14 protein-coding genes and 1 pseudogene are annotated in these 19,132 nt (G+C 69.8%); 1 reads left to right on the top strand and 14 read right to left on the bottom strand.

All coding sequences use genetic code 11. The features are described from left to right. Positions 1 to 230 precede the first annotated feature (230 nt). Positions 231 to 2,282, top strand: coding sequence for a cellulase family glycosylhydrolase (locus tag YWW_RS0124835; RefSeq protein ID WP_026932200.1), 2,052 nt, complete (start codon positions 231 to 233; stop codon positions 2,280 to 2,282). On the opposite strand, the gene YWW_RS0124830 is transcribed toward YWW_RS0124835, so the two are convergent. The 14 genes and pseudogenes from YWW_RS0124830 to YWW_RS0124765 all read right to left on the bottom strand — a co-directional run bounded on the left by YWW_RS0124830 (position 2,279) and on the right by YWW_RS0124765 (position 19,107). Further along, positions 2,279 to 3,283, bottom strand: coding sequence for a LacI family DNA-binding transcriptional regulator (locus YWW_RS0124830; RefSeq protein ID WP_245595499.1), 1,005 nt, complete (start codon positions 3,281 to 3,283; stop codon positions 2,279 to 2,281). The genes YWW_RS0124835 and YWW_RS0124830 overlap by 4 nt on opposite strands. A 206-nt stretch (positions 3,284 to 3,489) precedes the next feature. Continuing rightward, a pseudogene (locus YWW_RS32905) lies at positions 3,490 to 4,386 on the bottom strand (formylglycine-generating enzyme family protein); the annotation flags it as partial. After that, positions 4,383 to 4,718, bottom strand: a complete 336-nt coding sequence (locus YWW_RS32900; protein WP_051326282.1) for a DUF202 domain-containing protein — start codon at positions 4,716 to 4,718, stop codon at positions 4,383 to 4,385. The pseudogene YWW_RS32905 and the gene YWW_RS32900, both read right to left, overlap by 4 nt. Beyond that, on the bottom strand, positions 4,715 to 5,080 hold the full coding sequence (locus YWW_RS0124815) for a YidH family protein (protein ID WP_026932198.1): 366 nt from the start codon (positions 5,078 to 5,080) through the stop codon (positions 4,715 to 4,717). Before YWW_RS0124815 ends, YWW_RS32900 begins: the two co-directional genes overlap by 4 nt. Continuing rightward, positions 5,077 to 6,066 carry an acetylxylan esterase gene (locus tag YWW_RS32895; RefSeq protein WP_081687749.1) on the bottom strand — a complete coding sequence of 330 codons (990 nt, stop codon included), beginning with the start codon at positions 6,064 to 6,066 and terminating at the stop codon, positions 5,077 to 5,079. The genes YWW_RS0124815 and YWW_RS32895 overlap by 4 nt, the downstream gene beginning before the upstream one ends. Continuing rightward, complete coding sequence (locus YWW_RS0124805) at positions 6,063 to 7,454, bottom strand: sulfatase family protein (protein ID WP_155830397.1); 1,392 nt, start codon at positions 7,452 to 7,454, stop codon at positions 6,063 to 6,065. The genes YWW_RS32895 and YWW_RS0124805 overlap by 4 nt, the downstream gene beginning before the upstream one ends. A gap of 26 nt (positions 7,455 to 7,480) precedes the next feature. Next, positions 7,481 to 9,901, bottom strand: a complete 2,421-nt coding sequence (locus YWW_RS0124800; protein WP_026932196.1) for a polysaccharide lyase 8 family protein — start codon at positions 9,899 to 9,901, stop codon at positions 7,481 to 7,483. An 11-nt stretch (positions 9,902 to 9,912) separates the two neighbouring features. Further along, entirely contained in the window at positions 9,913 to 11,085 is a 1,173-nt protein-coding gene (locus YWW_RS0124795; protein ID WP_245595498.1) for a M20 family metallopeptidase, read from the bottom strand. Beyond that, entirely contained in the window at positions 11,078 to 12,064 is a 987-nt protein-coding gene (locus YWW_RS32890) for an aldo/keto reductase (protein ID WP_051326281.1), read from the bottom strand. Before YWW_RS32890 ends, YWW_RS0124795 begins: the two co-directional genes overlap by 8 nt. Then, entirely contained in the window at positions 12,061 to 14,466 is a 2,406-nt protein-coding gene (locus tag YWW_RS0124785) for a polysaccharide lyase 8 family protein (RefSeq protein ID WP_026932194.1), read from the bottom strand. Before YWW_RS0124785 ends, YWW_RS32890 begins: the two co-directional genes overlap by 4 nt. A gap of 47 nt (positions 14,467 to 14,513) precedes the next feature. Beyond that, positions 14,514 to 15,425, bottom strand: a complete 912-nt coding sequence (locus YWW_RS0124780; protein ID WP_081687748.1) for a carbohydrate ABC transporter permease — start codon at positions 15,423 to 15,425, stop codon at positions 14,514 to 14,516. Then, on the bottom strand, positions 15,422 to 16,384 hold the full coding sequence (locus tag YWW_RS32885) for a carbohydrate ABC transporter permease (protein ID WP_035696814.1): 963 nt from the start codon (positions 16,382 to 16,384) through the stop codon (positions 15,422 to 15,424). The genes YWW_RS0124780 and YWW_RS32885 overlap by 4 nt, the downstream gene beginning before the upstream one ends. Beyond that, a complete protein-coding gene (locus YWW_RS0124770) occupies positions 16,377 to 17,834 on the bottom strand; it encodes an ABC transporter substrate-binding protein (RefSeq protein ID WP_081687747.1) in 1,458 nt (485 codons plus the stop codon). Before YWW_RS0124770 ends, YWW_RS32885 begins: the two co-directional genes overlap by 8 nt. Before the next feature lies 1 nt (position 17,835). Next, positions 17,836 to 19,107, bottom strand: coding sequence for an ROK family protein (locus tag YWW_RS0124765; RefSeq protein ID WP_026932191.1), 1,272 nt, complete (start codon positions 19,105 to 19,107; stop codon positions 17,836 to 17,838). Positions 19,108 to 19,132 lie beyond the last annotated feature (25 nt).

Raw genomic sequence — 19,132 nt, 5'->3', positions numbered from 1 at the left:
GCGCGGCGGGGCAGGGCTGTACCCGCACTGGCGCAAGGGGGCTGACGGGATGACCGACGCAGCCGCTCACTCACGAATTGCCTGAGGCGTCTCGGCCAATGCGCTCTGGCGAAGCATTTTGTAGAACGTTTGACAGACCGTATCTCCAAATCTAAGCTATTAATCGATGATTATCGATTTAAAGGGTCGGGCGCATACCCGCCCCCTCACCTCCACTTCGAAGGAGAGCCATGCAACGCACAGTGCTGCGCACTCGAAGGCGGGCGGTGCTGCTCGTGAGTGCCGTGGTCGCCGCCCTGGCCGGACTCGGCATCGTCGCGCCGATGGCCGCATCGGCCGCCACCGGGTGCGATGTCGACTACGAGGTCGAAAGCGAATGGCCCGGCGGCTTCACCGCGAACGTGACCGTCGCCAACCTCGGCGAGCCGCTCGACGGTTGGGACCTGTCCTGGCGGTTCCCGTCCGGGCAGCGGGTCACCCAGGCCTGGAACGCCGAGGTGAGCGCCGCGGACGGTCAGGTCACCGCCGCGGACCTGGGCTACAACGCCCGAATCGCGTCGAACGACTCGACGTCGTTCGGCTTCGTCGGAACCTGGTCGGGAAGCAACGACTCCCCCATGGAGTTCACCCTGAACGGCGTCGTCTGCAACGGCGATGGCGCACCGACCACCTCTCCCCCGCCCGGCGGCGACGCCACGGCCACGGAGATCGTCAATGCCATGGAGCCGGGATTCAATCTCGGCAACAACCTCGACTCGGTCGGCGAGGACGAGACCGCCTGGGGCTTCCCCAGGATCACCCCGGAGTTCCTCCAGAGCATCCGCGACGACGGCTTCAACAGCGTCCGCATCCCGGTCACCTGGGACAACCACCAAGGCGGCGCACCCGACTACGCCATCGAGACCGCCTGGCTCGACCGGGTCGAAGAGGTCGTGAACTACGCGCTCGACGCCGACCTCGACGTGATGGTCAACGTGCACCACGACTCGTGGCTGTGGATGGCCGACATGCAGACCAACCGCGACGAGGTGCTCACCCGGTACGAGGTCATCTGGACGGCGATCGCCGAGCGGTTCAAGGACTACCCGTCGAACGTGCTGTTCGAAAGCGTCAACGAACCGACGTTCAACGACGTCGACGACGCGACCGCGCACGGCCTGCTGGACGAGCTCAACCGGGAGTTCCATCGGATCGTGCGCGCCTCGGGCGGCGGGAACGCCGAACGGGTGCTGGTCCTGCCGACGCTGTGGACCAACTCCGGACAGACGCACCTCGACGCGCTGAGCGAGACCATCGAAGCGCTCGACGACCCGAATCTGGCCGCCACCGTCCACTACTACGGCTTCTGGCCCTTCTCAGTGAACATAGCCGGATACACCACGTTCAACGAGGAAGTCCGACAGGACATCATCGACTCCTACGACCGCACCCATGACACCTTCGTCGCCAACGGCATCCCGGTGATCATCGGCGAATGGAGCCTGCTCGGCTTCGACGGGACCGGCAAGGTGCAGCACGGCGAAACGCTGAAGTTCCTCGAATACGCCTATTGGTACGCCAAGGAGAAGAATCTGGTGGTGATGCTGTGGGACGTCGTTCCGCACTACGACCGCTGGGAGTTCGACTGGGACCACCCGGAGATGTTCGAGATGTTCCAGACCAGCTGGACCACCCGGTCCGGTACGGCCTCTTCGGACCAGGTGTTCGTCGAGCGGTCCAGTGCCGTCACCGACGCCGTACTCACGCTGAACTTGCACGGCCTCGAGTTCGACGGCCTTCGAGAGGGCGATACGCCTCTGGTCGAGGGGGTGGACTACACCATCTCTGGCGACCAGCTCACCATCAAGGCCGCCACGCTGGAACGGATCGTCGGCGCCGACGGCTACGGCAAGCAGGCCGACCTGTACGCCGACTTCTCCGACGGCATGCCCTGGCGGATCGGTGTCATCGCCTACGATGCTCCGAGCGCCGCGGACGCGACCGGGACGACCGACTCCTTCGCGATCCCGATGGAGTTCAACGGTGCCATTGTGTCCACAATGGAATCATTGTACGCCGACGACGGCTCGATCGCCGGGCCGACGACCTGGACCGCCTACCAGGAGTACGGGAAGGCCTTCCAGCCCGAGTACGAGGACGGCACGATCGTCATGCCGCCTGGGTTCTTCGAGGGGGTCGAGGAGGATCGGGCGGTGACTCTCACCTTCCACTTCTGGAGCGGCGAGACCGTGGAATACGACGTGGTCGAATCCGGTGGGACCGTTACGGGTTCCGCAGGCTAGACCGCCCCGGCAGGACCCTCCTCGGGCGGCCGGGTCGAAGCGCGCGCCTTCAGCGTCGGTTCGACGGTGAGGTGCGCGGCTTCGGTCCGGCCGCCGATCCGCTCCAGAAGCAGGCCGATCGCCCGCTCCCCCATTCGCGCGCCTTCTTGGTCGACGCAGGTGAGGCTGATCGCCGGATGAGCCGCGATGTCGGTGTCGTCGTAGCCGGCCACAGACACCTCGGCGCTGGAGAGTCCGCGCTCGCTGAGCGCCTGGAGCACCTTGAGGGCGAGCTCATGGCGGCCGACGAGCACTGCGGTCGGCCGCGGCGGGGCGAGCAGCTCTTGGACGACACGCTCCGGCAGGTCCTCGGTGTCCTCGCAGCGGACGACGCGGGCCTGGTCGGCGAGTCCCGCGCGGTGCATGTGTTCGAGATACCGCTCCAGGCGCACCTCCTGCGGCGAGCTGATGCCGGGCATCGCGGCCTGCCCCTCCTGCGCCAGATGCGCGACGCGGCGGTGACCCAGGCCCAGCAGATGCTCCATGACCAGCCGGGTCCCCTCGACGTCGTCGCCGGTGACAGTGTCATAGGCGGCGGTCGGGTCGTGGCGGCCGAGCATCACCACCGGCATCCGGGCGGCGAGCTGCTCGAGCCGGTCCGGCGACACCAGCGGCGAGACCGCCACGATGCCGTCGACCTGCCGGTCGGCGAGCATGTCGAGCGCGCGCCCGTCGCGTTCGGTCTCGGTGGCCGTGGGGACGACGATCGGCTGGTACCGCGTGTCCTCGAGGGCGGCCGCCGCGCCCTGCAGGATCCTCGTGAAGAAGTGATAGCCCAGGTGCGGCAGCTCGATGCCGATGGAGAACGTGGCGCCGCGCATGGCCCGCGCCGCTACGTTCGGACGGTAGGAGAGCTCCTCTATGGCCGCGTTGACGCGCTTTCGCATGGAGGGGCTCACCCCGTAGGCACCGCGAATGACCTTGGAGACCGCGGCGGGGGAGACTCCGGCGAGGCGTGCCACGTCCAATATCGTCGCTGCGCCCGACCTGGCCACACGATCCTCCTGTCGAGACTGGAAGCGGTTGCGCGCTTCCAGGTCACGATACACCGCTCCGAGCGGGAATCATCGGCTCCGATTTCGCCGCCCCGGCTCGACGCCCGCCCCCGCCGGGCATTGCGACCGGGGCGTTCGCCCGCAGGGGATCCGAGAACACCGGATCCTAAGGAGAGGTCCCGTGCGAGCCGGAAGCCGAGGTGGGTGGTGGCAGAGTCCTCGGTCTCGGGAGAGCGGGCGGCCGGTCGGTAGCGGAGGCAGTATTCGGGAGCGCACAGGTGAGATCCTCCTTTAAGGACTCTTTGTGGTCGGCGCTCCCCTGATCCGGTTCCCGCGGCGCGGCCCGATTCGCCCGGGGAGCACTGGCAGGTCGTGACCCGGTGGCGGGCGCTCCAGTAGTCGCCGGTCCATTCCCAGGTGTTGCCGGTCATGTCGTACAGGCCGTAACCGTTGGGCGGGAACGATCCGACCGGGGAGGTGCCCTTCCAGCCCTTCGCGCCGGTGTTGCGGTAGGGGAAGTCGCCCTGCCAGGAGTTGGCACGCGTGCCGTCGTTGGGCTCCTCGCCCCAGGCGTACGTGGCTCCGAGCAGACCGCCGCGCGCGGCCCATTCCCACTCGGCCTCGCTGGGCAGGCGCATCCCGGCCCAGGCCGCGTACGCGGACGCGTCCTCGAAGGCGACCTGGACGACCGGGTGGTCCTCCAGTCCGTCGACGCCGCTGCCGGGCCCGTGCGGGTGCCGCCAGCTCGCGCCCGGTTCCCAGCGCCACCACTGCCGCCAGTCGCGCAGGTCCACCGGACCTCGGGTGGGGGTGAAGACCAGTGAGCCCGGCTGGAGCATCTCGGGATCGACGCCCGGGAAGTCCGCAGGGGCCAGCGGCCGCTCGGCCACGGTCGTGTAGCCGGTGGCCTCCACGAACTCGGCGAACTGCCGATTGGTCACCGCGTGGCGTGCCATGAGGAAGGAGTCCACCTGCCGCTCGATGACCGGTCCCTCTTCGGGGTAGAAGTCCTCCGAGCCCATCCGTACGGTGCCCCCGTCGATGCGCACCATGTCTGCTTCGCCGGTCATTGCGTCCATGCTCCTTCCACGACGTACACTCCGCATCCCGCACCGACGACCACCACGGCCGCGGTCAGCGACCACAGCGCCCTGGCGTCCCCGAGCGGGCCGGTCGGGCCTTCTCGACGCCGGTAGACGCTCCGGTAACGCCGCGTCGCCGCGAGGTACGACACCGCGGCGAGCCCGACTCCGGCCAGTCCGATGACGATAGCCACCGCCGGAGCGGCTTCGGCGGTGAACCGCGCGGCCGTCGCGCCGATCGCACCGAGCGCCAGGCACGTGCGCCGCCACGACAGGAGTGTGCGCTCCGGTTGCAGCCCGGGGTCGAACAGCGCTCTCATGCCAGGAAACCGACCACGAGCACCACCACCGCGACCGCCACTCCGCCGACGAGCACCGGACCGGTGGCCGGGCCCGGCAGCGGCCGCCGCTCCCGCAGCGACCGCTCGGTCCGCATCCAGCTCCACCAGGAGTTCACGACGGCGTACAGGCCCAGCAGCACGAACAGTCCGGCCGAGGCCGACAGGTACCCGGCGGCGACCGGAACCGGCACCGATACGAGCGCGACCCCGGCGGCGAGCAGCGCCAGCGCCGTCCGCACCCAGGCCAGGAACGTCCGCTCGTTCGCCAGGCTGAACCGCGGGTCCGGCTCCTCCCCGTACCGGTAGACCCGCCGCGGGAAGCGGCCCGCCGCGCCGCTCACGCCGTCGCCCGCAGCCGCCGCGCGAGGAATCGGCGCACCTCGGCGACATAGCGTTCCCGGTCCTCCGCCTCACGGGGGTACCGGGAGTGGCCGGCGGACCGCACGACGAACTCGGTCGGCCCCGCGAGGGCGTTCGCCACCGCGAACTGTCCGGGCGGGGGCACGGCGGGATCCCACAGCGCGGGAGCCGCCAGCATCGGGATCCGGATCCGCCGCGCCGCGACGGCGGCGTCGAAGAACCGCAGTACCTCACGGGCCTCGGGATGCTCCGCGACGTGCAGGCGGACGGACTCGCCGCTGCCCGTGCAGGGCATCGTCAACCGCAGGTCGTGGTTGCCGAAGCTCGGCACCGCGAGGACGCCGGCGGCGAAGCGGCCGTCCCACGGCAGCGCGAGCGCGCCGATCCCGCCGCCGAAGCTCCCCCCGACGTACCCGAGCGGGAGGGAGGCGTCCGGCAGGACGGCGCGCAGCGCCGATGCCGCGCACCAGACGTCGGCCGCGCACAGGCCGTGCACATAAGTGGCACGCGATTCGATCCCGTGGAGGACGTGGTGCACTCCCCGCAATGGAATCGGGTCCATCGCGCTGCGCTCCGGCAGGCCCCGCAGCACGGGGAAGATCGCGGCGCACCGGTCGGGCACGAGCTCCGGCTCCGGTTCCGATCGGCCGCCGTAGCCGTGCCCGATGACGACCGCCCGATCCACGCCTCTCTCGGGAAGCGTGAGCCAGCCGCCGAGCCGCACGCCTCCCAGCGAGGTGAACTCGATGTCGAAGAGGTCGAGGCCGTCGAGCCTTCCGGCGGGCTTCACCCGGGGATCGGGGTCGACCGCCGCCGCTCGCGCGTACAGGTCCTCCCAGAATTCGGCGAATCCCGGCGGTTCCTCCGGCGCGCCGACGGCCCGCAGCGCCGCCGGGTCGTATCCGTAGGTGGCGTCGAACGCGTCCGGCCCGAACCACTCGCCGTAGGGCGCCGGCAGCGGCGTCACGGCTGGTCGAGCGCGGCGCGCTGCACCCGGTCGAGCTCGGCGCGGAGCTCGGCGCGGACGTCGGCGTACGCGGGGTCGGCGAAGACGTTGTTCAGCTCCTGCGGGTCGTCCTCGAGGTCGAACATCTCCCACTCCGGCTCGAAGACCCGGTCGGAGGTGCCGGGCAGCCCGTAGCCGCGGTTGTAGTAGTAGATGAGCTTGTACCGGTCGGTGCGCACGCCGTAGTGCGCGCGCAGGTGGTGGAATCCGTCGTCGTGCATCCAGTACCGGTAGTACATCGACGTGGGCCAGTCCTCGGGCCGCTCGCCGCGCAGGAGCGGCGCGAACGACCGCCCCTGCATCGGCGGCAGGTCCGGGACCCCGGCGAGGTCGAGGAACGTCTGCGCGAAGTCCACATTGGTGACGATCTCCTCGCAGGTCGTCCCCGGGTCGACCACGGCCGGGTAGCGCACCGCGAACGGCATCCGCAGGGACTCCTCGTACATGAACCGCTTGTCGTACCAGCCGTGGTCGCCCAGGAAGAACCCCTGGTCGGAGGTGTAGACGACGATCGTGTCCTCGGTGAGGCCATGCTGGTCGAGGTAGTCGAGGACGCGGCCGACGTTGTCGTCGACGGACGCGACGCAGCGCAGGTAGTCCGACATGTAGCGCTGGTACTTCCAGGACAGTTCCTCGTCCCGCGTCAAGCCCTCCGGCACCGGCTGCTTGAGGTCGACGTCGTCGAGGTCGTCGAGGATGCGCATGGTGGCGGCGCGGGCCGCCTCGGTGCGGGTCGCGTAGTCGTCGCGCAGCGTCGACGGCTCCGGGATGGACCCGTCGGGGTACAGGTGCGCGTGCTTCTCGTCCGGCTCCCACGGGCGGTGCGGGGCCTTGTGGTGGACGAGCAGGCAGAACGGCCGCTCGCGGTCCCGGCGGTCGAGCCAGTCGAGCGACATGTCCGTCGTGATGTCGGTGACGTACCCCGCGTGCGTGCGGCGACCGTCGGGGTGGATGAACTCCGGGTCGTGGTACTCGCCCTGGCCGGGGACGACCGCCCACTCGTCGAAGCCGCGCGGGTCGGCGAGGCCGCCGTGGCCGAGATGCCACTTGCCGAACAGCGCCGTCTGGTAGCCCTCCTCGCGCAAGAGGCCCGGGAAGGTCGGCATCCTCGAGTCGAACGGCGTGTCCAGTGTCGTCACCCCGTTGATGTGGCTGTACGTCCCGGTGAGGATCGTGGCCCGGCTCGGCGAGCACAGCGCGTTCGTGCAGAAGGTGTTGTCGAAGCGCATGCCGTCCGCGGCGATCCGGTCGATGTGCGGCGTCTCGTTGACGCGGCTCCCGTAGGCGCCGATCGCGTGGGCCGCGTGGTCGTCGGTCATCACGAACACGATGTTGGGTCTTGCGGACATGTCGTCTCCTGTCATCGTCCGTTCCGTCAGTCCCGGTTGCCGATTCGGAACTCGGCGGCGATCCGCTGCCCGTCGGATCCGCTGAGGTCGACGTCGATCGTCGTCGGGCTCGTATCGGTGACGGTCATCCTGTCGTCCGCCGAGATGCGCGTCATGGTCCGATCGATCGTCACGGTCGCCGACTCGGCGCGGTGGGTCGGATCCGACACGGCCACCGTGAGCTTGTCGCCGTCCTTGACGATGAGGACGCAGGCGGGCCCGGAGCACGCGACGCCGTCGACGGCGGGCGCGCCCCGCTCCCAGACGTTCAGGCCGAGGGTGCCGCCCCAGCGCGCCGCCTGCACCTGCCGCGTGTTGGACAGCACCTCGACGTCGGGATCAGCCGCGTACGCCGCAGTCTCATCGGCCGTCGCCCCTGGCAGGAGGGTGTACACGTAGGACGCGTCGTCCGGGTCGACGCCGTGGTCGAACCAGATGGCGGCGTACTCCGCCGTCTCCGGGGTGTCGTCGATGTAGTTGTGGTTCTTGTTGATGTCCGCCCAGGTACCGGTCCGAGTCTCGCGCAGGGCCTTGGCCTCGCCCGCGAGCACGTAGCCGATCCCTGCGGTGGGAGTCGCGCCCGCCAGGTGGGCCCACGAGCCCGCGCCCACCGGCACGGTCCCGGCGTCCGCGCCGATTTCAGCGCCGTCGACGACGAAGCGCTGGCCCGGGTCGAGCACGCGGCGGTTCTCGGCGATCGATTCGATCGGATAGCCGTTGGAGGACCGGATGAAGGCCCCCGTCGCGACGATCACGTCGTCGAACATGAACCACGACTTGCGCGCGGTCGGGGCCGCGGACTGGTCGATGTTGGAGTAGATCTGCGACTGCATGCCGCTCACGCCGAAGGTCCCGGTCGCGACGCCTCCGGCCCAGTGGTATTGGCTGCGGAAGTTCGCCCCCGCGCTGTCTCTGCGGCTGACCCTCGGCACGGTGGTGCCGGGCAGGCGGGCGGCATCGACGGTGGGCCAGAACTTCTCCTCGTAGTGCGCCGCGTCGTCGTTGTGGAGGTACTGCATGCCGCTGCCGGTGTACCAGCCGTGCAGGTTCTCCTTGTTGATCGACTCGTACGCGTAGATCCGGTTCGACGACATCGCGAGGGCGAAGGTGAAGCCCGGCCGGATGTGCAGGCTGCGGTCCATGTACGCGTACTGGATGCAGCGCGGCTCGGGCGGCAGGGGAACGATGTCGGGGTCGTTCTCGATGCGCTTGGCCTCGACGACGGAGCTGAGCTCGGTGGTGTCGAAGATGTCGCCGTAGTGGTCGTCGATCGTGTGGCGGACGGCCCCGCGCAGCAGGCGCGCGCGGTCGTCGTCGACGCTGCGCGCGAGCCACATCATCGAGAGCGTGCCGTTCAGACCGGCCGCGTGGTCGGTCGAGGTGCGGCGCGAGACGCCCCTGCCCCGCACGGCTCCGGGCACGGCCCCCTTGCGGATCCACGGGGCGAACCCGTCGAGCGCGAAGTTCACGATGTTGTCCCGGGCCTCGCCTCCGAGGGCCCACGGGGTGCCGACCAGGAGGGGCAGCAGCCGCGAACTCGCGTTGAGCATCGCCCTGCCGTATCCGCCGGTGTACGGGTGCCGCGAGTGCTGGATCAGCGAGCCGTCCGGGTAGATCCCGTTGCCTTCGGTGACGACCCGGAGCGCTTCGGGGATGGCGTCGCGGGCGAGGGCCAGCTTCGCGGCGTCCTCGACGAGCGCACCGCGCTGGGCGACGATCTGGCTGGTCCACAGCAGGTTCACGCCGTGCTTCTCCGGTGCGGGCAGGATGGAGTCGATGGCCGCCATGTTCTTCTCGAGGCGGGGAGCCGTGATCTGGTCGAACAGCATCAGCGCGATGGGCAGCAGCGCCTGCGGGGCGCCGATCTGCCAGTTGTACCAGTTGCCGGGCTGCTTGACGCCCGCGTAGTAGCGGTGCTCGTTCATCCAGTCCAGGCCTTCGAGCACCACGTCCAGGAGCCCGGCGTCGCCGTGGAGTTCGGCCGCGGGGAGCGCGTAGGCGTTCGCGAGGGAGCGCAGGCGTTCGTAGCTCTTCTGGACGTGGAGGGAGTGGGCGTCGTCGTCCGGGCCGAAATCGAGGTCCGGCCAGAGGAAGGCGCGATCGGCGGTGAGGTCCATGTCCTCCAGGTACTGCTCGGCCGCGCTGTCGATCCCGTCGACGACCGCGCGGATCTCGGGGACGTCGAGGTCGAGGGCGTCGCCGCCGAGCAGCATCTCACGCCAGCGGTCGCGCACTGTGGCGAAGTCTCCGGGGGTCGCGGTCGTCGCCGGGTCTTCGGTGGTGTTCTGGCCGAGCGCCAGTCCGGAGGCGCCGGCGGCCGAGAGCCCGGCGGCGGTCGCGCCGCCGATCAGCAGGCCGCGGCGGGAGAGCCTCGCGGAGGAGGCGGGCTGGTCGGGGGTGAGGTTCATCGTTGAACTCCTTAGGACGGTCGGTTCGAGGGTCTGCCGCCGCGCGGGCGGCGTGCGGCGAGTCGGTCTGCGATGAGCAGGGCCAGGAGCGCGGTCCTGCCGGGGATGGCGCTTGCGGTGACGTGTTCGCCGTCGGCGTGCGCGCCGCCGCCGACGGCTCCGAGGCCGTCGAGGGTCGGGATGCCGAGGTGCGCGGTGAGGTTGCCGTCCGAGACGGCGCCGGAGGCGATCGCTCGGAGCGGCGCGAGACCGGCGTCCGCGGCCACGCGCTCGGCGCGCGCGAAGAGGTCGGCGGAGCTCTCCGGCGGGAGCGGCGGGCGGCTCGGGCCGCCTTCGACCGCGACCGCCGCGCCTTCCTCGAAGGGGGTCAGCTCGCGCAGTGCCCTGTCCACGCGCCGCTGTTCGGCGAGGCTCGAGGTGCGGACGTCGACGTGGAGTGCGCCCTGGGCGGGAACGGTGTTGGTGGTCGTTCCCGCCGACATCACGGTCGGGGTCACCGTCGTTCCCGCTGCGCGGTCCGCGAGCGTGTCGACGGCCAGGACGTGATGGGCGAGCTCGACACCGGCGTTGACGCCGCGCTCGGGTTCGAGACCGGCGTGCGCGGCGCGGCCCGTGACGTGGACGGTGTAGCGGGAGGACCCTTTGCGTTCGGTCTTCAGTTCTCCGTGCGGGCCGCCGGGCTCCAGTACGAAGACCGCTTGGCACGGCGCGGCTTCGCGTTCGATCAGTTCCCTGGCGGTGGGCGAGCCGATCTCCTCGTCGGCGGTCACCAGGAACGTCACGCCGTCGAGTGTCGCCCTGGTCTCGGCCAGGAGCCGCAGCGCGTACATCGCCTGCACGATGCCGCCGGCCATGTCGAGGCATCCGGGACCGCGGATCACTCCGTCCTCGACCTTCCAGATCCGCTCACCCCAGGATCCGAAGGGCCACACGGTGTCGTGGTGGGCCAGGAGTAGGAGCCGCCGCGGGCCCGCGCCGAGACGCCACACCAGGTGCGGTCGGCGTTCGACCTCGACGCGTTCGGGAGTGGAGCCGAGGTGCCCGCGTCCCATCGCGGTGAGGACGTCGGCGCTTCGCGCGAGGGCCTCGGTGTCGTCGGTCGGCGACTCCGCGCGGACGAGCGTCTCGATGTCCGCGATCATGTCCGGCAGGAGCCGCTCGGCGCGGGCTTCGAACTCAGTCATCGTGACCCTCGTGCGGCCGGGTGTAGGGCCCTTCTGCGTCGGGGCGGCTGACATGGGCGCGGTCGAGCGGCACGGCCTCGATGGCCGCCCACAGCTCGTCGGAGATGTCGACAGCCGCGAGCTCGAGGGTCCGCTCGTAGTCGGATCGGTCCTGGAGCCCGACGACCGTCGCGGTGATGCGCGGGTCCCGCAGCGACCACTGCAGGGCCGCGGCCGCGAGCGGAACGCCCGCGTCGTGGCACAGTGCTCCGATCCGGTCGACGGCCGCGAGCATCGGCTTGGAGGCGCGCCCGTACGCGTAGGTGTCGGTCTCCCGGGGCCAGCGAGTGAGGATGCCCCGGCCGTAGGGGGCCGCGTTGAGGACGCCGAGGCCCTTGGCCGCGGCGTGCCCGATCAGGTCGTCCGCGGTGCGCTGCACGAGGGTGAATCGGTTGTGCGTGATCAGCGCGTCGAAGTGTCCGGTGTCGACGAAGCGGCGCAGCATGTCGGGCGGGCCGCCGGAGATGCCGAGCCCGCCGATCAGGCCTTCGTCGCGGGCGGCGACGAGCGCGGCGACCGGCCCGTCGTCGGACATGGCCGCCTCCCAGGTGGTGTTCTCCGGATCGTGCAGGTAGACCATCGGCAGGTGCTCGACGCCGAGCCGCTCCATGCTCTCGGCGAGCGATCGTCGCATCCGCGGCGCGGAGAAGTCGCTCGTTCCCCGCGCGCGGTCGGCCTTGGTCTGGACGAGGACGTCTTTCGTCGTCGCCCCGTTTCGCCCCAGCGCGTAGGCGATGCGGCTCTCGCTGCCGCCGAAGCCGTAGTTGTTGGACGTGTCGATCGTCGTCACGACGCGGTCGCGCAGCATCGCTCCGACGAGGTCGACGGTCTGCTCGGGGGCGATCCCCGAGCCGTCTGGACGCTGATGCCACGACGCCGCCCCGGCGATGACCGAGCTGACGGTCAGGCCGGTCGGGCCCAGTGCGCGCTGTCCGATCATGACGCGATCCCGAAGGCGGCGACGACGGTCCCTCCGCGCGCCCCTGAAAGGTCGACGGCGATCTCGATGTGCGGCCGCAGGCTCTCGACGGTGACCCGGTCGTCCACTTCGATCTCCGACTTCGCCGCGCGGGGAATCCGCAGCAGCACCGGTTCGGTGCGCAGGTGGGTGGGGTCGGCGATCGCGACGGTGAGGCGATTCCCGGTGTGCTCGATGAGCACGGACGCACTGCCGCGGCAGGTGATGCCGTTGACCGCCGGCGCGTCGTCAGTCCAGAAGTTCGCCCCGAAGGTGCCGCCCCGCCGCGCGGCCTGCACCGCCGGCGTGTTCGCGACGACTTCGACCGCGGGCTCGGCGGCGTACTGCTGGACTTCTTCGGGTGTCGCGCCCGGCAGCAGGGTGTACGCGTAGCCGGCGCCCTCGGGGTCGACTCCGTGGTCGAACCAGAGGGTCGCGTATTCGCGTTCGATCGGCCTTTCGTCGGGGGTGCCGTTCTGGTTGACGTCGGCCCAGGAGCCGGTCCGGAGCCCGCGTTTGACGTGGACGGTGTTCTCGTCGCCGAAGACGTACCCGATGCCGGAGGTCGCGTTGGGCCCTTCTAGGTGCGCCCACGCGGCCCCCGGCACGGTCTGCTCGCCGTCGCCGAGTTCGGTCCCGTCGACGACGAGGCGTTGGCCGGTCCCGGTGATCCGGCGGTTCTCGATGATCGACTCCACCGGCTCGCCCAGAGAGGAGGTGATCCCGGTGCCGACGGCCACGATCGTGTCGTCGAACATGAACCAGGACTTCTTCCCGGTGGGCGCGGCGGCCTGGTCGGTTTCGGAGAACGTGCGGAACTCCATGCCCGCCACCCCGAGCGAGCCGAGGCCGACGCCGCCGACCCAGTCCTTGTCGCTGAAGCTGCTCTGGCCCTCGGCCGGCTCGGGAACGCCGACTGGGACGGTGGTGCCCGGCAGGCGCATGTGGTCGACCGTGGCCCAGTAGGCGTCGTCGTAGTGGCCGAGGTCGTCGTTGTGGAGGTACTGCATGCCGCTGCCGGTGTGCCAGCCGCGCAGGTTCTCCTTGTTGATCCCTTCGTAGTTGTAGACGCGGGAGGAGTGCATGCTGATCACGAACGTGCTGTCGGGCCGCTTGTGCAGGACCCGGTCCATCATCGGGTACTGCCGGTTGCGCGCGGCCGGGACCGTCGGATCGATGTCGGGGTCGTCCAGGACGCGGTACAGCTCGGTGAGCGAGCCCAGCTCCGAGGTGTCGAACAGGTCGCCGTAGGTGTCGTTCTCGTGGGTGTATTTGACGACGCCGCGCAGCCGGGCCGCGCGGTCGGGCTCGGCGGAGTGCGCGAGCCACATCAGCGACCAGGCGGCGATCGCGCCCGCGTTGTGCCCGCCCGAGGGCCGCGCGATGTTCCGGCCGCGGACCGCGCTGAGCAGGGAGCCCTTGTGCAGCCACGGGATGAACCCGTCCTCGATGAACGCCCACAGGTCCGCCAGGTCGGTCGCGGGCAGCTCCCAGGGCGACCCGGTGAGCAGCAGCAGCGACCGGGAGATGGACTGCACCAGCGACCGGCCGTATCCGCCGGTGTAGGGGTGGTGCATGTGCTGGAGGAACGAGCCGTCCCAGAAGAAGCCGTCAGGGACTTCGACCGCCTGCAGCGCGGGCACGATCTCGGTCTGGACCTGCCGCAGTTTCGCGTCGTCCTCGACGAGCGCGGCCCGCTGCGCGACGATCTCGGAGCTGCGGGTGAGGCTCGACCCGTCGTCGCGCGGGTCCGGGGCGAAGTAGTGGACGGAGTCCATCCAGAAGTCGATCCGCGCCGGGTCGACGACGTCGAAGACGAGCCTCGCGGTGGGGTTGAGCGCTCGCGGGGTGCCGGTCTGCCAGTTGTACCAGTTGCCGATCTGCTCGGCGCCGACGTAGTACCTGTGCTCGACCATCCAGTCCATGCCGTCGACGATGGCCTCCAGCAGTTCGGGGTCGCCCCTGCGTGCCGAACCTTTGGCCGCGTAAGAGAGCGCCATTCCCCGCAGCCGCTCGAACGACTGCCGCATGTCGATCGACTGCGACCAGTCGTTCCCGTCGAAGCCGAGGTCGCGCCACAGCCAGGTCCGGTCCGGTGAGCGGTCCATGCTCGCCAGGCGGGACTCGGTCTGCGAGTCCATCTGGTCGAGCACGGCCCGCACCTCCGGCAGGTCGGGGTCGAGCTCCTCTCCTCCGGTCAGCAGGTGGAACCAGCGGTCGCGCACACCCGCGAAGTCGTCCGGTGTCGCCGCGTGCGCCGTGGTGCCGTCGACCCCGGCGGCCCACAGGCCCGCCGCGGTCGCGCCGCCCAGCAGCAGCCCGCGCCGGGAGAAGCCGGGGCCGCCGCGGTCTTCAGTTTGTGTCGCTGCGTCTGTCTGCTTCATTGCTGACCTCCAGAGGGATGGATGACGCTGAGTGGGATCTCGGATGGCTACTGCTTGACGGCACCGGCGACCGCGTTGACGAAGTGCCGCTGCAGGAGAATGAAGACGATCACGAGCGGCGTGAGCGAGATGACCGCGGCCGCCGCCATGCCCGTGTGGTCGGTGTAGTTCTGGCTGACGAAGCCGACCATGCCCACCGCGAGGGGGCGCAGATCCGGCTGGCTGAGCGTGAACACGAGCGGCAGCAGGAACGCGTTCCAGGCGGTGAGGAACTGCAGCAGGCCGACGGTCGCGGTGACCGGCATGGACAGCGGCAGCATGATCCTGAAGAAGGTCCGGAAGTGGCCCGCTCCGTCGACCTTCGCCGACTCCTCCAGTTCCTTCGGCAGCGACCGGAAGTACGCCGCGTACAGCAGCAGCGCCGGGACGTGGCCGCCCGCGCCGAGACCGAGGATCATGCCGAGATGGGTGTTCAACAGGCCCATCGAGTCGGTGATCTGCGTGACCGCGATGATCGTGTAGCCCTCGGGGAGGAAGAACGTCACGACCATGATCCCGATGATGAGCTTGCGGCCGACGAAGTCGAACCGCCCGAGCACGTACCCCGCGAGGGCGCTGCGGAGGATCACGAGCGCGACCGATCCGACGGTCACGATGATCGAGTTGACCATGTAGGTGGAGAACCCGCCGTCGGTCCAGGCGCGGACGTAGTTCTCCCACTGCGGTTCGTCGGGCACCAGGTTCAGTCCCTTGCCGAACAGCTCCAGCGGCGTCTTGAGCGACGCGGAGATCAGCCAGGCGAACGGGTACACCCAGATCAGGCACATCACGGTCAGGCCCGCCGTGAGGAGCCAGGTGGTGACCCGGCGACGCGCTATCGGTCTGCGCCGCGGACGCGGCGGTGCCGTGTCGGGCGCGGCGGTCGGCCGCTGCCGGACGGTGGGCTCGGAGAGGCTCATGAACGGACCATCCTCTTCCGGGCCGCGGCCGCGCCGAGACCCTGCACGACGGCGATGACGGCCGCGGCGAGGCCGAACAGCACCGCCGCCGCCGAGGCGTACCCGAGCTGCGGCACCGTCGTCTCGAATGCGGTGCGGTAGATGAAGATCTCGATCACCTCGCTGGAGAAGGTCGGCCCGCCGGCCGTCATGGTCTGGATGAGGTCGAACACGTTGAACGCGGCGACCGCGTCGATCAGCGTGATGATGATCAGGAACGGGACCAGCATCGGGAGCGTGATGCGGCGGAACTCCTGCCAGGCGTTCGCGCCGTCGAGCTGCGCGGCCTCGTACAGCTCCTGAGGAATCGTCTGGAGCGCGGCGAGCCAGTAGATCATCGTGATCCCGACCCACTTCCACACCCACACGCCGATGGCGGCGAACAGCGAGGTGTCCGGATCGCCGAGGAAGTCGATCGGCTGGTCGAGGATCCCCACGCCGGTCAGGATCCGGTTCACCGGGCCGGTCGAGTCGAGCACGAGCGTGTAGACCATCCCGATGATCGCACCCGTGGTCACCACCGGCAGGAAGAAGAGGGTGCGGAACCCGGTGCGGAACTTGACCGCCTTCCTGCTCAGCAGATACGCCAGCACCAGTCCCAGACCGACCCGCAGTGGGAGTCCTATCAGGAGGAAGATGAAACTGTTGGTGAACGCGTTCCAGAACAGCTCGTCGGAGATGAGCCGCTCGTAATTCTCGAGCCCGATGAACGTGCCGCGCTGCGCGAATCCCGGCCAGTCCAGGAACGAGTACCACCAGCTCGCCACAAGGGGATAGACCGTGTAGAGCCCGTATCCGACGATGGTCGGAAGCAGGAACAGGTAGATCCACCAGTCGCGCCGCATCCTGCGCCACCACCGGTCACGGTCGCTTCGACGCGCGGTCCGCGACGCGGCCGCCGTCTGCGAGACCTCAGGCATAGTCGTCCGCCGTGAAGTCGTTCGCCGGGTCCCACTGCGGGAACACCCAGTCGTCGAGACTGACGTCCGCTCCGTCCGAGGCGACCGCTTCGATCGCCCTGTCGCGCTCGGCGCTGATGCTCGAGGTGTATTCGGTGAGCGCCTGGCGCCAGTCGTCGATGGTCTCGGTCAGCGCCCCCTGGAGGATCTCCGCGGGGTTCGGGTTGATGCCCTGCATTTCGCTCACGACCTGCACGACCGCGGGGTTGCGCGCCTCCGGCGCCGGGGCGTACCTGCATTCCTCGCGCAGATTGAGCAGGTTCCGCCGGTAGGGCTCGTTGACGTCCTCGGCGGCGTCGACCGCGGACGGGTCGATCGGCGGCGTCGCCATCGCGTTCACCATGTCCGCGAACGTTTCCTCGGTCGCGAAGGCGGCGATGGCCAGGGCCGCGTCCTCCGGGCGCTGCGAAGCGCTGGAGATCCAGAACTCGCCCGGCGGAGGCGGGAAGTGCACCGGCGAGGGCGCGCCGTCGGGTCCGGGCATCCGCCACGCGTCGAAGCCCATGTCCAGCAGTTCGGGATAGTTGTTCGTGACGACTCCGGGAACCCAGGGCCCGTGCCAGTGGATATGGGCCTCGCCGGCCGCCCACCGCTGGGCGGCGTCCTCCGGGCCCATCGATCCGAGCGACGGGTGGAAGGCCCCGTCGCTGTGCAGCGCGAGGATGAACTCCATGGCGTCGAGGAAGGGCTGCGAGTCGAACACGTACTCACCGGTCGTGTAGTCGATGCCGCCGACGTGCGTCGCGCCCGCGGCCGATGCGAGCTGCTGCAGTTTGAGGTCGAGGAAGTTGGGCCCCTTCGCGGCGAAGGCGATCGCGTACACGTTGTCCTTCGTGATCTCGCGCGCGACCGTTCGGAACCCGTCCCAGCTCCGCGCGTCTTCCGGGTCGACATCCATGGGGAGCCGGTCGGTCACGACCCACGGCGTCTGCTCATGTGTGCGCCCGTCGTCGAGCGGGAACGAGTAGACCTTGCCGTCGAAGATGTGGACGCCCTCGACGAGCCGGTCGGCGACGGCGGTGCCGGCCAGGTCGACGTGATCGCCGAGCGGCTGGAACCATCCCTCCTCGACGAGGACGCTGATCGGACCGAGGCTGGGGTGGGCCGTGTGCACGTCCGGCATCTGGTCGCTTCGGTGCCCGAGTTGGAGGGCGCTCACCAGTTCGCTCGCCGGGTACTCCTCGCGCTCGATGGTGAGGTCGGGGTTGGCGCTCATGACGCGCTCGAGCGTGGGCTCGATCCACACTCCGTTCTTGTGGTCCCACCACTTCAGCGCGCCGGATCCGCCGGACGATCCGTCCGGGTCTCCTGAACCGGTGCACGAGGCCAGCAGTGGGACACCGGCGGCGATGCCTCCCATCATGGAGAGCGTCTGCCGTCTGGTCATTGCGTTCGAACGTTTCTCACCCATGTCACAAACTCCTCTGTTCGTCGTGGGCACTTGTATTGGCCGGGGTCGGCTCCAGGCCGACCAAGGGGACCTCCGGCTCCGCGTAGAAGTGCCGGAGCGCGAGGGACGCCGTTCCGATCAGGACGGCGTCCGCGCCGAAGGAAGACGCTGTGACGCGGCTGGTGCGCCGCTCGTGCGGGAGCGGGCTGCGTCGGATCCGCTCCTCGTTGATGACCGGTTCGAGCAGATCCCAGCCGCTGACGATGCTCGGACCCGACACGACCAGCAGTTCGGGGTCGACGATGGCGGTGATCAGCGCGAGCGCGTATCCGATGTGGCGGGCGCGGGCGGTCACCAGATCCCGTGCGGCGGTGTCGCCGCCGCGGGCGGCGTCGTAGAGCCGGTCTATCGCGGTCCGGTCGTCGTCGGCCTGCGCGGTCTCGCCCAGGACGCTCCGCGCGTCGCGCGCGAACACCGAGTCCCGGACCTGCTCCTGCAGGCATCCCCGCAGGCCGCAGAGCCGGCAGACTCGATCGATTCCGGGAACGACGAAGTGGCCGAGCTGGCCTTCGCGGTGGTCGAAACCGGAGATGACCCGCCCGTCGATGGAGATCGCCGCGCCGATGCCGTCGGACACGTCGACGGCCGCGACGCTCCGCACGCCCACCCCCGCGCCCAGCCACGCCTCGGCCGTCACGAGCCCGTGCTGCATTCGGCCGATCGCGACGGGGATCCCGAGCTCGCGGTGCAGGATGTCCGCGGCGGGGACGTCGTGCCAGTTCGGGTGGGCGACGACGACGAAACCCGCCTCGTCGACGCCGCCGAGCACGGTCGCGCCGACGCGGATCATCCGCTCGGCCACGCCCGTGCGCCGAGCGTGAGCGCGCAGCTCTCCGGCGAGGGCGACGAGCGTGCTCTCCGCATCCTCGGGTTCGGCGACCGCGACACGATGGGCCGCGACGACCTCGCCCCTCGCATCGTGCACACCCACCTGCGCCTTCTCACCGGCGATGTAGATGCTCCCGACGAACACGCTGTCCGGAACGAGGTCGATCAGGGTGGTCGGCCGCCCGAGCCGCGGTGCCCCCGACGACGGGCCTCGGGATTCGACGACCTGGACGAGCCCCTGCCGGATCGTCTCGTCGACGATGCGGCTGATGGTCGCGGCCGTCAGGCCGGTGGCGGCGGCGAGGTCCTGGCGCGAGCTGGGGCCGCGCAGCAGGAGCGATCGGAGGATCAGGCTGCGGTTGCGAACGCGCTGCCCGGCCGCGTTGAGGCCATTGTCACGAAACATAGTTGCGTACTGTATGTAATATAGT

The sequence above is a fragment of the Glycomyces tenuis DSM 44171 genome, assembly GCF_000427885.1.
Classification (GTDB): Bacteria; Actinomycetota; Actinomycetes; order Mycobacteriales; family Micromonosporaceae; genus Glycomyces; species Glycomyces tenuis.
Note: the sequence above shows the minus strand (reverse complement) of the source record. Positions and strands in the feature narration are given on the sequence as shown.

Coding starts and splice junctions, on each gene's coding strand:
- YWW_RS0124835 (WP_026932200.1), top strand. CDS start 231: ATGCAACGCACAGTGCTGCGCACTCGAAGGCGGGCGGTGCTGCTCGTG.
- YWW_RS32900 (WP_051326282.1), bottom strand. CDS start 4,718: ATGAGAGCGCTGTTCGACCCCGGGCTGCAACCGGAGCGCACACTCCTG.
- YWW_RS0124805 (WP_155830397.1), bottom strand. CDS start 7,454: ATGTCCGCAAGACCCAACATCGTGTTCGTGATGACCGACGACCACGCG.
- YWW_RS0124800 (WP_026932196.1), bottom strand. CDS start 9,901: ATGAACCTCACCCCCGACCAGCCCGCCTCCTCCGCGAGGCTCTCCCGC.
- YWW_RS0124795 (WP_245595498.1), bottom strand. CDS start 11,085: ATGACTGAGTTCGAAGCCCGCGCCGAGCGGCTCCTGCCGGACATGATC.
- YWW_RS32890 (WP_051326281.1), bottom strand. CDS start 12,064: ATGATCGGACAGCGCGCACTGGGCCCGACCGGCCTGACCGTCAGCTCG.
- YWW_RS0124785 (WP_026932194.1), bottom strand. CDS start 14,466: ATGAAGCAGACAGACGCAGCGACACAAACTGAAGACCGCGGCGGCCCC.
- YWW_RS0124780 (WP_081687748.1), bottom strand. CDS start 15,425: ATGAGCCTCTCCGAGCCCACCGTCCGGCAGCGGCCGACCGCCGCGCCC.
- YWW_RS32885 (WP_035696814.1), bottom strand. CDS start 16,384: ATGCCTGAGGTCTCGCAGACGGCGGCCGCGTCGCGGACCGCGCGTCGA.
- YWW_RS0124770 (WP_081687747.1), bottom strand. CDS start 17,834: ATGGGTGAGAAACGTTCGAACGCAATGACCAGACGGCAGACGCTCTCC.
- YWW_RS0124765 (WP_026932191.1), bottom strand. CDS start 19,107: ATGTTTCGTGACAATGGCCTCAACGCGGCCGGGCAGCGCGTTCGCAAC.